Source organism: Bacillus sp. 5w2, from assembly GCF_054353775.1.
Map to the genome: position 1 here is coordinate 189,898 of NZ_JBTIWT010000007.1, position 16,323 is coordinate 206,220.

General features: G+C 37.4%; 17 protein-coding genes and 1 riboswitch. Of the genes, 5 read left to right on the forward strand and 12 right to left on the reverse strand.

Annotated elements, in window-relative coordinates; all coding sequences use genetic code 11:
- Nucleotides 1–277 precede the first annotated feature (277 nt).
- The 4 genes from ACXY7N_RS15000 to ACXY7N_RS15015 all read left to right on the forward strand — a co-directional run bounded on the left by ACXY7N_RS15000 (nt 278) and on the right by ACXY7N_RS15015 (nt 2,512).
- Nucleotides 278–655 (forward strand): YgaP family membrane protein, encoded by a 378-nt coding sequence (locus tag ACXY7N_RS15000; protein WP_016133482.1) that lies wholly within the window; start codon nt 278–280, stop codon nt 653–655.
- Nucleotides 656–875: 220 nt separating this feature from the next.
- Complete coding sequence (locus ACXY7N_RS15005) at nt 876–1,721, forward strand: SPFH domain-containing protein (RefSeq protein WP_016089549.1); 846 nt, start codon at nt 876–878, stop codon at nt 1,719–1,721.
- 15 nt (nt 1,722–1,736) lie between these two features.
- Nucleotides 1,737–1,901, forward strand: coding sequence for a type II toxin-antitoxin system antitoxin (locus tag ACXY7N_RS15010; RefSeq protein ID WP_001085171.1), 165 nt, complete (start codon nt 1,737–1,739; stop codon nt 1,899–1,901).
- A 128-nt stretch (nt 1,902–2,029) separates the two neighbouring features.
- The gene (locus ACXY7N_RS15015; RefSeq protein ID WP_098986127.1) at nt 2,030–2,512 is read left to right on the forward strand and encodes a DUF4362 domain-containing protein; all 483 of its coding nucleotides are present in this window, start codon (nt 2,030–2,032) and stop codon (nt 2,510–2,512) included.
- Between the two features lie 61 nt (nt 2,513–2,573).
- Here the strand turns inward: ACXY7N_RS15015 and purD are convergent, their stop codons facing one another.
- From purD to purE, 12 genes are all read right to left on the reverse strand, one after another.
- Nucleotides 2,574–3,845, reverse strand: a complete 1,272-nt coding sequence (gene purD, locus ACXY7N_RS15020; RefSeq protein ID WP_016089551.1) for a phosphoribosylamine--glycine ligase — start codon at nt 3,843–3,845, stop codon at nt 2,574–2,576.
- A 221-nt stretch (nt 3,846–4,066) separates the two neighbouring features.
- Nucleotides 4,067–5,602 carry a bifunctional phosphoribosylaminoimidazolecarboxamide formyltransferase/IMP cyclohydrolase gene (gene purH, locus ACXY7N_RS15025; protein WP_488592446.1) on the reverse strand — a complete coding sequence of 512 codons (1,536 nt, stop codon included), beginning with the start codon at nt 5,600–5,602 and terminating at the stop codon, nt 4,067–4,069.
- Nucleotides 5,603–5,626: 24 nt separating this feature from the next.
- Entirely contained in the window at nt 5,627–6,214 is a 588-nt protein-coding gene (purN, locus tag ACXY7N_RS15030) for a phosphoribosylglycinamide formyltransferase (protein WP_016089553.1), read from the reverse strand.
- Nucleotides 6,211–7,251, reverse strand: a complete 1,041-nt coding sequence (gene purM, locus ACXY7N_RS15035; protein ID WP_088083170.1) for a phosphoribosylformylglycinamidine cyclo-ligase — start codon at nt 7,249–7,251, stop codon at nt 6,211–6,213. The genes purN and purM overlap by 4 nt, the downstream gene beginning before the upstream one ends.
- Nucleotides 7,252–7,352: 101 nt before the next feature.
- Nucleotides 7,353–8,768, reverse strand: a complete 1,416-nt coding sequence (purF, locus tag ACXY7N_RS15040; RefSeq protein WP_000879028.1) for an amidophosphoribosyltransferase — start codon at nt 8,766–8,768, stop codon at nt 7,353–7,355.
- Nucleotides 8,753–10,972 (reverse strand): phosphoribosylformylglycinamidine synthase II, encoded by a 2,220-nt coding sequence (gene purL, locus ACXY7N_RS15045; protein WP_016089555.1) that lies wholly within the window; start codon nt 10,970–10,972, stop codon nt 8,753–8,755. Before purL ends, purF begins: the two co-directional genes overlap by 16 nt.
- Entirely contained in the window at nt 10,956–11,639 is a 684-nt protein-coding gene (gene purQ / locus ACXY7N_RS15050; RefSeq protein WP_000666781.1) for a phosphoribosylformylglycinamidine synthase subunit PurQ, read from the reverse strand. Before purQ ends, purL begins: the two co-directional genes overlap by 17 nt.
- Entirely contained in the window at nt 11,636–11,890 is a 255-nt protein-coding gene (gene purS / locus ACXY7N_RS15055) for a phosphoribosylformylglycinamidine synthase subunit PurS (RefSeq protein WP_000278820.1), read from the reverse strand. The genes purQ and purS overlap by 4 nt, the downstream gene beginning before the upstream one ends.
- Nucleotides 11,883–12,602, reverse strand: a complete 720-nt coding sequence (gene purC / locus ACXY7N_RS15060; RefSeq protein ID WP_016089556.1) for a phosphoribosylaminoimidazolesuccinocarboxamide synthase — start codon at nt 12,600–12,602, stop codon at nt 11,883–11,885. Before purC ends, purS begins: the two co-directional genes overlap by 8 nt.
- An 88-nt stretch (nt 12,603–12,690) precedes the next feature.
- A complete protein-coding gene (purB, locus tag ACXY7N_RS15065) occupies nt 12,691–13,998 on the reverse strand; it encodes an adenylosuccinate lyase (protein ID WP_000625687.1) in 1,308 nt (435 codons plus the stop codon).
- On the reverse strand, nt 13,995–15,146 hold the full coding sequence (gene purK / locus ACXY7N_RS15070; protein ID WP_098560671.1) for a 5-(carboxyamino)imidazole ribonucleotide synthase: 1,152 nt from the start codon (nt 15,144–15,146) through the stop codon (nt 13,995–13,997). The genes purB and purK overlap by 4 nt, the downstream gene beginning before the upstream one ends.
- Complete coding sequence (purE, locus tag ACXY7N_RS15075) at nt 15,143–15,628, reverse strand: 5-(carboxyamino)imidazole ribonucleotide mutase (protein WP_000839367.1); 486 nt, start codon at nt 15,626–15,628, stop codon at nt 15,143–15,145. Before purE ends, purK begins: the two co-directional genes overlap by 4 nt.
- Before the next feature lie 110 nt (nt 15,629–15,738).
- A riboswitch (purine riboswitch) is annotated at nt 15,739–15,840 on the reverse strand.
- A 259-nt stretch (nt 15,841–16,099) separates the two neighbouring features.
- Here purE and ACXY7N_RS15080 point away from each other — a divergent pair.
- Nucleotides 16,100–16,323, forward strand: a 224-nt coding sequence (locus tag ACXY7N_RS15080; RefSeq protein ID WP_488592447.1) for a hypothetical protein, incomplete at its 3' end; no start/stop codon positions are given.

Below are 16,323 nucleotides of genomic sequence, written 5' to 3' on the forward strand. Positions count from 1 at the left end.
CATCATTATTGTTTTAACTTCATCTTAAATATTTGTTTAAAACGGAGAATTAAGTTTGGAATTACCTCTTCCATATTTTTTAAACGAGAGGATTTAATTTTGAAGTTCCTTTTATGCATTCTTTCATTATAACAAAAAAAGCTACTTACACACACGCACATTCCAACATCTTTTTCCACGTCAAATGTTGGATTACATATCCCAAAAATCAAATGGGATACTAATAAAAGAAATAGTATTATCTATTTCAACTTTCATAAAAAGGAGTGTTTTTCTAATGAAGCAAAATATCGGTACAATAAATGCCCTAATTCGAATTACACTCGGACTTGTTCTCTTCGGTTGTAGTGCAACTAAACTCGTACGCAAACCTTGGTGCACTTGGTCTAACATTTTGCTATGGATTGGTGCAATGAAAGTTGCAGAGGGAATTGTTCGTTTCTGCCCTGTTGTTGAAATGTGGAAATTCGGAAAATACATGAATATGGGGGCATTTAAAATGCCTAGCATGAATTTTACTGAAAAGGAACATACTAAAGAAGAAGTGAATCAAACTTCCAATGATGACAAATCAAAGTCAAATGGAAATTATGACGCTTCTGACAAAGAGATTGAGTCAGCGATTGAAGATATAATCCTGGCAAAACCGCTTTGAATCATTTGTCACGATGCAAGATGCTCTCAAAGAGACTTAGCTGCTGCAGTGGGCGGTTAAGTCTTCTTTATTTTACCACAAAACAGAACGTACATTCTTGTTTTGAATCTTAAAATGTACATAAGAGATACCAAATCAATAAAATTCAGAAAATTAGGTGTAAACCCCTTGCTTAAAATGATATAAAAGTGATATCATTTTTATATCAGGAGGCGATCATATGAAAGAAAAACAAGTTTTTTATGTTAATGGTTTTCTTGGTGTTATCGGGATTTTAATTTTAGCTGCTATCGGCGTATTTTTCCTTGTACAAGAAATTTTCATAGGAGCAGCATTAACTATTATTTTAGCTGCAGTTCTTGCTACAGGTATTGGTATTGTTCAACCAAACCAAGCAAAAGTCATTACGTTTTTCGGTAATTATTTAGGAACAATTCGTCAAAACGGTTTATTTTTAACAATTCCATTCGCATTCCGTCAAACTGTATCGTTACGTGTTGAAAACTTTAATAGTAAGAAATTAAAAGTAAACGATGTTGAGGGAAATCCAATTGAAATTGCGGCCGTTATCGTATATAAAGTTGTTGATTCTGCAAAAGCAATGTTCGGTGTTGAACATTACGATCGATTTGTAGAAATTCAAAGTGAAACGGCAATCCGCCACGTCGCAACAAAATATCCTTATGATAATTTCCAAGATGAAACTTGTATCACGTTACGGGGAAATACTGAAGAAATCTCTGAAGAATTAAAGCGTGAATTAGAAGCACGCCTTGAAATCGCTGGCGTAGAAGTATTAGAAACTCGTTTAACACATTTAGCTTACGCAACAGAAATTGCCCATGCAATGCTACAACGTCAACAAGCGAAAGCAGTATTAGCTGCTAGAAAAGAGATTGTTGAAGGTGCTGTGAAGATGGCGAAAGATTCAATCCATATGTTAGATGAAGAAGGCGTACTCGAATTAGATGACGAGCGTAAAGCAAATATGGTGAACAATTTATTAGTTGCCATCGTTTCAGATAAAGGTGCGCAACCAGTTATTAATACAGGAAGCCTATATTAAAGGTTGTAAATCCTTATGGCTAAAAAGAAAAGCTTTCCATTACGTATTGATCCTGAATTACACGCAGTCATCGAAAAATGGGCGAATGATGAGTTTCGTAGCGTCAATGCACACATCGAGTATTTACTTCGAGAAATGGCAAAGCAAAAAGGAAAATTGAAAAAAGATAAAGATGCATAAAAAATCCTGCTGAGAAATCAGCGGGATTTTTTTAATACTATATTACTAAATATTTTTCAATGATGATGTTTTCTTTTTAAATATATTGTAAAATACAAATATAATGTTATATATGGAGGTGGTTAGCTTTGCATATCAAACACTACTATAAAAAAACTAGTTTATTCTTTATCACACTACTCTCATTCAATCTTGTCGCTTGCTCAAATAAACGACCAACGATTGATACATCCAATAAAGAATATAGTTTTGAAACCGCCGAAAAATATGGTGATGTCATTCAAAAGAATGATACAGTTTACAATATCGAAAAATTAGATACCTTCATTAAAAAATATAATGCAAATAAGAGTCACTCCATTCGAATCACTCAATTTAACGAAAAAGATGAGCCTCTCATCATAGATTTAACAGTAAAAAAAGGAAGAGAAACGACATCTTTGTATTATGATGTTGATTACTCAAAAACAAGCGGTCGAAATACAGAAGACAGGGAAATTCAATATTCCAATAACTCTTGCCAAAAAATTTCTAAAAAAGTTTCATCAACAGCAATAACTTATCAATTACACTGCCCTGACATTATCGACCTTATAAAACTACCTAAATAAAATAATATAAAAAAGTGGAGAATGGACTACACCATTCCCCACCTTTCTTATCTTCATAATATTAGCTTCTCGTCATCTCATGTCCAATTGCACGATATCCTATATCACTTCGATAAAATAGACCATCACTCTCAATTTTACCGATTTCTTTATATACTTTATCTTTCGCTTCTTGTAAACTATTCGCCTTACAAGCAACAAATAATACACGGCCACCGTTTGTTACAAAGTCCCCATGTTTCATTACTGTACCCGCATGGAAAACAATCACATCTTGCAATGCATCTAATCCGCTAATAATATCACCTTTTTTATATGCTTCTGGGTATCCTTTCGAAGCAAGTACAACACCAATAACTGCTTCTTCTGACCATTGTAACGTTAGTTCACTCTCATCTAATACAGCGTTACATACATCAACTAAATCATTTTCTAAGCGAGGTAATACAACTTCCGTTTCAGGATCACCAAAGCGAGCATTAAACTCAATTACCTTTGGACCATCATTTGTTAAAATAAGTCCCGCGTATAAAATACCTGTAAACGAACGGTTTTCTGCAATCATCGCCTTAGCAGTGGGGTGTAATACAGTTTTTATCGCCTCTTGAACTGCTGATTCCGGAATTTGTGGTACTGGAGAATATGCACCCATTCCACCTGTATTTGGACCTTTATCACCATCAAAAGCTCGTTTATGATCTTGAGCAATTACCATCGGATGCACAGTTGTTCCATTCACAAATGCCATTAATGAAAATTCTTGTCCATCTAAAAACTCTTCAATAACGACCTTCTTACTTGCTTCGCCGAACTTTACATCTTGTAGCATCTCTTTCGCAGCTTGTAATGCCTCTTCAAGTGTCATTGCTACCGTTACACCTTTACCAGCCGCTAAGCCGTCTGCCTTAATAACAATTGGTGCACCAACTTTTTGAATGTACTGTACTGCTTCTTCATAGTCTGTAAAAGTTTCGTACGCCGCAGTTGGAATACTATATTTTTTCATAAGCTCTTTTGTAAAAGCTTTACTACCTTCAATAACAGCAGCCGCTTTATTCGGACCAAATACGCGAAGTCCCTCTTCTTTAAAACGATCAACAATTCCATTCATAAGTGGAATTTCTGGTCCAACGAAAGTTAACTCCACATGATTCTCTTTTGCAAATAAGACTAATGCATCAAAATCATTTTCATCAATATCAACGGGTGTTGCAACATCTCGCATACCTTCATTACCTGGTGCTACATACACCTTTTTCACTTTTGCAGATTGTGCAAACTTCCAAGCTAAAGCATGCTCACGCCCACCGCGGCCGATTACTAAAACATTCATATTTCATCCCCCAATACTTAAATAAGTACAAACTAGAAGCTATGCTCCTAGTTTGTTTTCATATCAATGTAAGTTTAAAAAGGAGGATCAAGAGAACCGAGCAGGTCGAGGCGCATTTGACAGGAGGACACGGAGTGTAGCTTTCCTACATGAGTACCGCACTGGCTATGCAACGACGATATGTTAAGGTTATCTTGACCGGACTTTTTAAACAACCTCTATTAGTGTTTGAAATGACGTACGCCAGTGAACACCATAGCAATCCCATACTTATCCGCCACTTTAATAGAATCCTCATCACGGATTGATCCGCCTGGTTGGATGATTGCTGTAATTCCTGCTTTTGCTGCTTCTTCTAACGTATCTGGCATTGGGAAGAAAGCATCAGATGCAAGTGCGCTACCTTGCGCCTTTTCGCCTGCTTGTGTGATAGCAATTTTCGCCGAACCTACACGGTTCATCTGTCCTGCACCTACACCAACTGTCATGTTATCATTTGCTAAAACAATTGCATTTGATTTCACATGTTTTACAACTTTCCAAGCTAGTTTTAAATCTTTCCATTCTTGCTCTGACGGTTCACGTTTCGTCGGAATTGAAATTGTATTTTCATCTAATGATAACGTATCTTCCTCTTGAACAAGAAGTCCACCTTGTACAGAAGTTAGTTTTTTACTTGCACTTGTCGCTTTTTCAATATTTACAGTTAGTAAGCGTAAGTTCTTCTTACTTTGCAACACTTCTAAAGCTTCTTTTGAGAAAGAAGGTGCAATAATAATTTCTAAGAAAATTTCGTGTAACTTTTCTGCTGTAGCTTTATCAATTTCGCGATTCGCTGCGATAATACCTCCAAAGATTGATACTGGATCCGCTTCATAAGCGCGTGTGTATGCTTCATGAATGTCAGTACCCACTCCAACACCACATGGATTCATATGTTTTACTGCTACTACTGCTGGCTCTGTAAATTCTTTTACAATACTAAGTGCTGCATCTGCATCGTTAATATTGTTATAAGATAATTCTTTACCGTGTAATTGTTCTGCATACGCAACAGAAGAAGTTGCCGCGAATGGCGCTTTATAGAATGTTGCTTTTTGATGTGGATTTTCTCCATAGCGTAAATCTTGTTTTTTCTCAAATGTCACTGTTAATGTTTCTGGGCTTTCTTCACCCATTTGCGCTGTTAAGTAATTAGAAATTAACGCATCATATGCCGCTGTATGACGGAATACTTTCGCTGCTAATTTACGTTTTGTTTCTTCTTTTACTTCACCGTTCTCTTTCAGTTCTGCTAATACAACATCGTAATCTACTGGATCTACAATTACCGATACAAATTTATGATTTTTCGCAGCAGAGCGAATCATTGTTGGACCACCGATATCAATATTTTCAATTGCATCAGCAAATGTTACATCAGGCTTAGCGATTGTTTCTTTGAATGGGTATAAGTTAACAACAACAAAATCAATTGGCTGAATACCTAACTCATTCATTTGCGCTACATGCGTTTCATTATCGCGAACTGCTAATAGACCACCATGAATGTTTGGATGTAATGTTTTTACGCGACCATCCATAATTTCTGGGAACCCAGTTACTTCAGAAATACCAATTACTTGTAAGCCATTTTCTTCTAGTAATTTTTTCGTACCACCTGTTGAGATAACTTCGATCCCTTGTTCTAGTAAACCTTTAACAAATTCCACTACTCCTGTTTTATCTGAAACACTTACCAATGCACGCTTTTTCATTTATCCTTCACCCCTGGTTGTATGTTAGTTAACAGTTGGTTCTTTAACAGATTGAACAATTTGATTCACTGTATTTACGTATAATTTATGTTCAACTTGTTGAATTTTCTTTTGTAAGCTTTCTCTCGTATCCCCTTCAGAAACAACTACTGCTTCTTGCGCAATAATTGGCCCTGTATCCATACCTGCATCTACATAATGAATTGTTACTCCAGTTACTTTCACACCTGCTTCTAACGCTTGACCAACAGCATCTTTCCCTGGAAAACTCGGTAATAGTGATGGATGAATATTAATAATCTTCCCGCCGTAAGCTTCTAGTAAAGTCGGTCCAATTAAACGCATATATCCAGCTAAAATAACATAATCAATTTCATACTCTTCTAGCTTCTTTAATATTTCTTTTTCAAATGCTTCTTTTGACTCATATGCTTTCGCTGAAAAAGCGAAACATGGAATATGATGATAATGTGCCCGTCCAACAGCACGTGCTTCTGGTTTATCACATACTAATAAACTAATATCTGCGTCTAATCTTTTTTCTTCTACCGCATTGATGAGAGATTGAAAGTTAGAGCCGCTTCCAGAAGCAAAAACTGCTAATCTACTCATAGTGCTGTGCCCCCATTAAAGGTAACGCCAGACCCTTGTACAGTACGTCCAATAATACGAGCTGTTTCTCCTTGCTCTTCAAGAAGACGAACGATATCTTTCGCTTCTTCTTCCTTCACTGCAACTACCATACCAATACCCATGTTAAAAATATTGAACATTTCTTTCTCTTCTAGTTTTCCAACTTCTTGAAGTAAACTGAAAATCGGTTGAATTTTCCAAGATCCTAATTCAATTTCTGCACCGATTCCTTCTGGTAACATACGTGGAATATTTTCAATGAACCCGCCACCTGTAATATGCGCCATACCGTATACTTCATGTTTCTTCAATAGTTCTAAAATAGGTTTGACATAAATTTTCGTTGGTTTTAATAATTCTTCACCAAGAGGTAGTTCTAAGCGTCCGTAAATGCGATCTAAAGATAGTTCTCCATCTTCTAGTAATACTTTTCGTACTAAAGAATAACCATTACTATGAATACCGCTAGATGCTAAGCCTATTAATACTTGACCAGCTTCAATTTTTTCACCTGTTACAATTTTCTTTTTATCAACAATTCCAACTGTAAAACCAGCTAAATCGTATTCTTCCGTAGAATACATTCCTGGCATTTCAGCTGTTTCTCCACCAATTAATGCACAACCAGCTTGGCGACAGCCCTCTGATATACCTTTGACGATGTTTTCAATTTTACTAGGTTCAGCTTTACCACAAGCAATATAATCAAGGAAGAAAAGCGGCTCTGCTCCTTGGACAACAATATCATTTACACACATTGCTACTGCATCAATACCAATTGTGTCATGTTTATCTGCCATAAAAGCGAGCATCAATTTCGTTCCCACGCCATCTGTTCCAGATACTAATACAGGTTCTTCTAATGCAAATTTTGATAGATCAAACATACCTCCAAAACCGCCTAAACCGCCTAGTACTTCTTTTCTCATTGTTGTTTGTACGTGTTTTTTCATGCGAGATACCGCTTCATATCCAGCTTCAATATCTACTCCTGCTTGCTTATATGCATTCGCCATCGTTATCTACACCTCGTCTTTTAATTTCTCCCTATCCAGGGCGGGCTGTTTTAAGAAAGAAGCTAGCTTCTACATCAAAAGAAGTAGAAGCTTTTTTCTCCTTATTTCATACTTTCTAAAAGCTCTTGCTCATAATCATAAAGAGCTGTTGGATAATCTCCATTGAAGTACGCCATACATAGACCGCCGTATTTCCCTTCATATGGACGTCCAATTGCATCTACTAATCCATCTTCACTTAAAAATGTTAATGAATCTGCACCGATTATTTCACGGATTTCTTCTACTGTATGATTTGCTGCAATTAATTCTTTTCTCGTTTGAATATCAATGCCATAGAAACATGGATACTTAAGAGGTGGTGAAGCAATTCTTACATGAACTTCTGTCGCTCCAGCCTCGCGAAGCATACGAACAATTCGTTTACTCGTCGTTCCTCTTACGATAGAATCGTCAATCATAACCACTCGTTTCCCCTCAACTACACCTCTTACTGCCGAAAGCTTCATCTTTACCCCTTGCTCTCGCAGTTCTTGAGAAGGTTGAATAAACGTACGTCCAACGTAACGATTTTTAATTAACCCTAACTCATATGGAATGCCTGTTGCCTCCGCATAACCAATTGCTGCCGAAATACTAGAGTCTGGTACACCAGTAACAACATCAGCTTCAATAGGAGCTTCTGCCGCCAAACGTTTTCCCATGTTTTTACGTGCTGCATGGACGTTAATACCTGCAATATTAGAATCCGGACGTGCAAAGTAAATGTACTCCATACTACAAATTGCATGATCTACTTCATTTGTAAAACGATCTACATGAATTCCTTCATCATTAATGATAAGTAATTCACCTGGTTCTACATCACGAATATATGTTGCACCTACTACATCGAAAGCACATGTTTCTGATGCTACAACGTAAGCATCCCCCATCTTTCCAATTGAAAGAGGACGGAATCCATTCGGATCTAGCGCAACGATCATTTCATTTCCAGTTAGTAAAAGATATGCAAACGCACCTTTTACTTTATTTAGAGCCTCTTTTACACTTTCAATTAACGAATCTTTCGTACTACGTTTAATAAGATGTAAAAGTACTTCTGTATCTGAACTTGTTTGGAAAATACTTCCTTCCGCTTCTAATTCGCGGCGAAGCATTTTTGCATTAATTAAATTTCCGTTATGAGCTAGCGCCATGCTATGATCGGAGAAACGGAATAATAATGGTTGAACGTTAGCAACTTCACTTCCGCCAGCTGTCGCATATCTTACGTGTCCAATTGCTGATTTTCCGTTTAAGCCTTCTAGCTCACCTCTTGAAAATACTTCCGATATTAAACCTAACCCCTTGTGACCGACAATTTTCTCACCATTATTTACAACAATGCCTGCGCCTTCTTGTCCACGGTGCTGTAAACTATGCAATCCGTAGTACGAAACTTGTGCTGCATTTTCATGCCCCCAAATTCCGAAAACGCCACATTCTTCATTTAACCCCTTTATTTCAGCAAGCATGGGATTGCCCCTTTCCAAGCCTTTCTCATTTCATCTACATTTGCTGTAAGTAATACTTCATTTTCTTCATTATGAATTGTTACTTCATTTGTATTTGTCACTTCTCCAACTTGAATTGCTTCTACCGCTTTCTCGAATGCTTCCTTATTTTCACGTTTTACAGTTATAACGAAGCGAGATTGTGATTCAGCGAATAATGCTGCTGTTGCTTCCCCATCTAATTTCACAGTAGCACCTAAACCGTTCGCACCAATTGCACTTTCAGAAATTGCAACTGCTAAACCACCTTCAGCAACGTCATGTGCAGATTGAACAAGGCCAGCTTGAATTGCTGCTAATACTTGTTTTTGAAGTTTTAATTCTACGTCTAGATCGATACTTGGTGATTGACCGAAAATTTTGCCGTGCATCATTTTCTGTAATTCACTTCCACCAAACTCAGCTTTCGTCTCTCCAATTACATAAACTAAATCGCCAGCTTGCTTAAATTCCTGTGTTGTTACATGTTTTAAATCGTGTACAAGTCCAACCATCCCAACTGTCGGTGTTGGGTATACTGCTTCCCCACTACGCTCGTTATACATCGATACGTTTCCGCCAATAACTGGTGTTTGTAATGTGCGACAAGCTTCACTCATACCATCTACTGATTTTTCAATTTGCCAGAAGATTTCTGGTTTTTCTGGATTACCGAAGTTTAAGCAATCTGTAATTGCAAGTGGCTCTCCGCCAGAACATACGATATTACGCGCTGCCTCTGCTACTGCAATTTTACCGCCCATTTCTGGATCTAAATAAATGTAGCGAGAGTTACAATCTGTCGTCATTGCTAATCCTTTTTCTGTACCACGTACACGTACAACCGCTGCATCTGAACCTGGTGTAACAACTGTGCTTGTGCGTACTTGATAATCATATTGATCATATACCCACTCTTTACTTGCGATCGTTGGTTGTTGTAATAACGCGAATAACGTTTCTTTATAATTTTCTACTTTCGGCGTTTCCATTTTCATTTCTTGGAATTCAGCAAAGTAGGCTGCTTCTTTTGATGGCTTATGATAAATTGGTGCTTCTTCTGCAAGAGCATCTGCTGGTACTTCAGCTACCTTCTCACCTTTATGGAATAAACGAAGCATTTTGTCTTCCGTTACTTTCCCCATCGTAACTGCTGCAAGACCATACTTCTCAAATAAATCTACTATCTCTTGTTCTCTACCTTTTTTCACAACAATTAACATACGCTCTTGTGATTCAGATAGCATCATTTCATATGGTGTCATTCCTGTTTCGCGCTGTGGTACATCATCTAAGTACATTTCAATACCCATTCCTGCTTTACTTGCCATTTCTGCAGAAGATGATGTTAAACCAGCTGCACCCATATCTTGAATTCCAACAAGTGCATCCGACTGAATAAGTTCTAAGCAAGCTTCAATAAGAAGTTTCTCCATAAATGGATCTCCTACTTGAACTGCTGGACGCTTCGCTTCTGAGCTTTCAGATAGTTCTTCAGATGCGAATGTTGCACCGTGAATACCATCACGACCAGTTGACGCTCCTACGTACATTACTGTATTACCGGCACCGTGCGCTTGCCCTTTTTTAATATCTTCGTGGTTAATTAAACCTACGCACATTGCATTTACAAGTGGATTTCCTTCATAACATGGATCAAACTGTACTTCTCCACCAACAGTAGGGATACCGATGCAGTTACCGTATCCTGCGATTCCTGCTACTACTTCTTCGAATAAATATTTCACACGTGGTGATTGTAATTCACCGAAGCGAAGTGAGTTTAATAGAGCTACTGGACGTGCTCCCATAGAGAATACGTCACGGATAATACCGCCAACGCCTGTTGCTGCCCCTTGATATGGCTCAATAGCCGAAGGATGGTTATGACTTTCCATTTTAAATACAACCGCTTGATTATCACCGATATCTACAATTCCAGCGCCTTCTCCAGGTCCTTGCAGAACGCGCTCACCTGTTGTTGGGAACTTGCGAAGAACTGGTTTTGAATTTTTATAACTACAATGTTCAGACCACATTACAGAGAATAATCCTGTTTCCGTATAATTTGGCAGACGTCCTAAAATCTTTTCAACCATGGCAAACTCTTCGTCTGTTAGCCCCATTTCCGCATATATACGCTCTTCTTTAATTTGTGTTGGATTTGGTTCAAGCATTAACGACATATGTTTCCCTCCACTGTTTTAAGATAGATTGAAAGACTTTTAATCCTTCAGCACCGCCAAGTAGTTCATCTACAGCACGCTCTGGATGTGGCATCATACCAAGAACATTTCCTTTTTCGTTTACAATACCAGCAATATCTGAAACGCTTCCGTTCGGATTTTCCACATAACGGAATGCAATTTGATTATTCTCTTCTAATCTTTTAAGAGTTTCTTCATCACAATAGTAATTCCCCTCACCATGTGCGATTGGAATATTGATCACTGCACCTTTTTCATATTGTGATGTAAACATCGTTTCATTATTTTCAACACGCAACTGAACAGTGCGACACATAAATTTTAAGTTTTCGTTTCTCATTAACGCTCCTGGTAGTAATCCTGATTCAACAAGAATCTGGAATCCATTACAAACACCTAAAATCGGCTTTCCTTGCTCAGCAGCTTTTTGCACTGCTTTCATTGCGTTAGCAAAGCGAGAAATAGCACCGCAGCGTAAGTAGTCGCCGTAAGAGAATCCACCTGGTAGTAAAATTGCATCATATTCATCTAAATTCTCTGTATCGTGCCAAACGTAATCTACTTCTTCGCCAAGCTCATCTTTAATTGCATGGAACATATCAACATCACAGTTCGAACCTGGAAATACTATTACTGCAAATTTCACTGTGCGACAACCTCCTCAACCTCATAACGGAAGTCTTCCATTACAACGTTCGCTAATAGTTTTTCACACATTTCCTTTACCTTTGCGTCAAGGTCAGATACTGATTTATCAATTGTTAGTTCCATGTACTTTCCGATTCGTACATCTTGTACTTCTGTAAACGAAAGACTATGAAGTGCTCCTTTTACCGCTGTTCCTTGTGGATCTAATACGCTTTCTCTTAATGTTACATATACCTTAACTTTATACATGTGAAATTCCCCCTAAACGTTTTAAAATCTCTTCATAAGCATCTGTTAAATTTCCAAGATCGCGACGGAATACGTCTTTATCAAACTTTTCATTGCTCGTTTCATCCCATAAACGGCAAGTATCTGGTGAAATTTCATCCGCTAAAATAATTTCTCCTTCTTCCGTTACACCAAACTCTAATTTAAAATCTACTAATCTTACACGACAGCTTGCGAAATGCTCAATCAATACTTGATTGATTTGTAGAGCCATATCTCGTAATACGCTTACTTGCTCTGGCGATGCAACGTTTAATACACGAATATGATCTTCTGTTACAAGCGGATCTCCTAAATCATCATCTTTGAAGTAAAATTCTACGATTGGTTCTGCAAGTACAGTTCCCTCTTCCATTCCTAATCGTTTTGAAAGACTTCCTGCAATTACATTTCTTGTGACAACTTCTAAAGGAATAATACTCACTTTTTTAACAAGTTGCTCTATCTCAGATAACTTCTCAATAAAATGTGTTTTAATTCCTACTTCTTGTAACTTTCTGAACAATAAAGTTGTAATCTCATTGTTCAAACGACCTTTTCCTGTAATCGTCTCTTTTTTCTCCCCATTGAAAGCAGTCGCACTATCTTTGTACTCTACCCAAACCATATCTGCTGATTCTGTACGATAAATTCTTTTTGCCTTACCTTCATACAGCAATTCTAGCTTTTGCATTTCGCAAGCCCCCTGTAGTTTGAAAAATGTGAATAATATTTTTATAAAGAATGGCACAGAATGACTCTATTCTGTGCCATATGAAATTTTATGCTTCGTTTAATCCTAGGCGTTCAAAGATTGTATCAACGTGTTGCATATGATGCTCATAGTTGAAGCATTCATTAATTTCTTCTTGTGTTAACTTGCTCGTAATACGCTCATCAGCTTCTACAAGCTCTTTAAATTGTACTTGTGTTTCCCAAGCTTCCATCGCTTTAGGCTGTACGATATCATAAGCTTCTTCACGTACCATACCTTTGTCGATTAATGTAAGCATTACGCGCTGAGAATAAATTAAGCCGTATGTTCTCGTCATATTGCGTTTCATATTCTCTGGGTATACAGTTAAGTTTTTAACGATATTACCAAAGCGATTTAGCATATAATTTAACGCGATTGTAGCATCTGGTAAAATTACGCGTTCTGCCGAAGAGTGAGAAATATCACGCTCATGCCATAATGGAACATTCTCATACGCTGTCATCATATAACCGCGGATAACACGAGCTAAACCAGTCATATTTTCAGATCCAATTGGATTACGTTTATGTGGCATTGCAGAAGAACCTTTTTGGCCTTTTGCGAAAGCCTCTTCAACTTCACGTGTTTCACTCTTTTGTAAACCACGAATCTCAACCGCCATCTTTTCGATAGATGTTGCGATTAGTGCAAGTGTTGACATGTAATGAGCATGGCGATCACGTTGCAATGTTTGTGTTGAAATCGGTGCTGCTTCTAATCCTAAGTTTTCACAAACATACTTTTCTACGAATGGATCGATATTTGCGTATGTACCAACCGCACCAGATAATTTACCAACGCGAACTGTATCAGCAGCTTGCTTGAAACGCTCTACGTTACGTTTCATTTCTTCATACCAAAGACCAAGTTTTAAACCAAATGTTGTTGGTTCTGCATGAACACCGTGTGTTCTTCCCATCATGATCGTGTATTTATGCTCTTTCGCTTTGTTAGCTAAAATGCTTACAAAGTTTTCTAAGTCTTTTAATATGATTTCATTCGCTTGTTTTAAGATGTAAGATAACGCTGTATCTACTACGTCTGTAGATGTTAAACCGTAATGAACCCATTTACGTTCCTCACCTAATGTTGGTGTTTCTGATACAGCACGAGTGAATGCAACGACGTCATGACGTGTCTCTTTTTCAATTTCATAAATACGATCAATATCAAATGATGCATGCTCACGAATTTTTTTAACATCTTCTTTTGGAATATCGCCAAGCTCAGCCCATGCTTCACAAGCTAAAATCTCAACTTCTAACCACGCTTTAAATTTGTTCTCTTCCGTCCAAATTGCACCCATTTCTGGGCGTGTATAACGACTAATCATCTTTTTCCCTCCAACAGTTGTTCTTGATGGTCCCAAATATGCAAACTCTTCGCTTTTTCTAGAGCGACTTCAATATTATCATTTAAAATATTAACATGCCCCATTTTTCGCTGCGCTTTTGCTTCTTCTTTTCCATACAAGTGTAAATAGCACCCGGTTAATCTATTCACTTGTCTTAGGACCCCTTCTATATGTTCGCCTAAAATGTTTACCATGACAACTGGTTTTAACAAATTTGTTTCTCCAAGAGGTAAATTACAGATTGCTCGAATATGTTGACCGAATTGACTCGTTTCACATGCATCCTGTGTATAGTGGCCTGAATTGTGAGGTCTTGGTGCTAATTCATTAATGTAAATCTCACCATCAGCTGTAGCAAACATCTCTACCGCTAGTGTTCCCACAAGTTCTAGTTCATCCGCGAGCACTTTTGCATAAGCGATTGCTTTTTGAGAAAGTTCTTCTGTAATGCGAGCTGGAACGATAGATTCATGCAAAATGTTATTTACATGAATATTTTCCGCTACCGGAAATACTTTCGTTTCACCACTTACACTACGAATCACAATAACTGATACTTCTTTTTCAAAAGGCACCCATTTCTCTAAAATGCATTCTGCTGCATTCGCAAGCTCTCGCGCTTTATCAATGTCACCTTCACTTCTTAAAACAACTTGCCCTTTCCCATCATATCCACCTGTCGTCGTTTTTAAGACGGAAGGATATGATAACTCGGCGATTGCTTCAGTAAGCTGCTCTTGAGTTTGAACCAATCTATACGTTGCTACTGGTAATCCCGCTTTTTCAATTGCATTCTTTTCTGTAAAACGATTTTGCGTTTTACTTAACAACTGACTGCCTTGCGGTAAGTACGCATGTTTTTCAAGCCATTGTAAACATCTATAATCAATATTCTCAAATTCATATGTGACAACATCACTGATCTCTGCTAAATGCTGAATTGCTTTTAAATCGTCATATGGTGCAACAATTTCAATATCAGCAACTTGTGCACATGGTGAATTTTTTGTAGGATCTAAAACAGCAATTTTATATCCCATCTCCTTAGCTGCCAATGCCATCATTCTTCCTAACTGGCCGCCTCCAATAATGCCGATTGTTTTTCCAGGTAAAATGATTCTCGTCATACTAGCTCACTACCTTCGCGCACATCTTTTTCAATTGCTTCTCGTCTCAATTCTAAAGCATCATGTATATCATCATGGAATGATCCAAGTATTTGTGCAGCAAGTAAACCAGCATTTGTTGAACCAGCCTTACCAATTGCAACAGTTGCAACCGGAACCCCTCCTGGCATTTGGACGATGGATAATAATGAATCTAAGCCGTTTAACGCTTTTGATTGAACTGGAACTCCGATTACAGGAAGATTCGTCTTCGCTGCAACCATTCCTGGTAAATGCGCTGCTCCACCAGCTCCAGCAATAATAACTTTCAACCCACGTTCACGAGCTGTCTCTGCATATTCAAACATATAATCCGGAGTCCGATGAGCAGATACAACTTTTTTCTCATACGGTATATTTAATTCATCTAAAATGTCACAAGCATATTTCATTGTTTCCCAGTCTGACGTGCTTCCCATTATGACTCCAACTAGTGATTTCATATTAGAATCCCCCCGATTCAAATAAAAAAAGCCTGAAATAGAACAGTTTCTCTTTTACTATGAGAGAAAGCGCTCTACTCAGGCATACGTATCCCTTGTGAATAGAAAAATACCGAGTGACTTTCCCTCATAGTCTAACGAATAACGGTCGTTAGGTAGAGACTTGCAGGCCATATCCCCGCGATTATATGAGGTCTTATATATTATTGTTTCTATGGCTATATTAACAATATTTCATAAACAATGTCAATAAATAATCGAATGTTTTTTTATTAGTTGCTGATAACGTTCGTGTTTTAGTTATATTCAAAAGAAGAATTGCAACTATATGCAAGAAGGAAGGGGAATTAGAATATATATTTCTAGAGATCTATTTTACATATAACTGTTTACATAGTACTTCAGTATGTTTTGATCAAAGTATATAGAACTTATTATTGTAGCGATTTAATTTCTAAGGGGGGAATAATCGTGAAAAAAATAACTATGCTATTATCCTATTTATTTTTCTCTATTGCAGTAATTGCTGTAATGATTGAATACTTATTTATATCATCCCATTTTTTCTACTCTCATTATTTTAAATATATACTTGCGCTAGAAATAATGTGTCCTATCATAGGTATTATTTTAGGAGTACTCGGAAAATCTGGAAAACCAAAAATCATTGCTATTACTTTGAATAGCCTTATTTT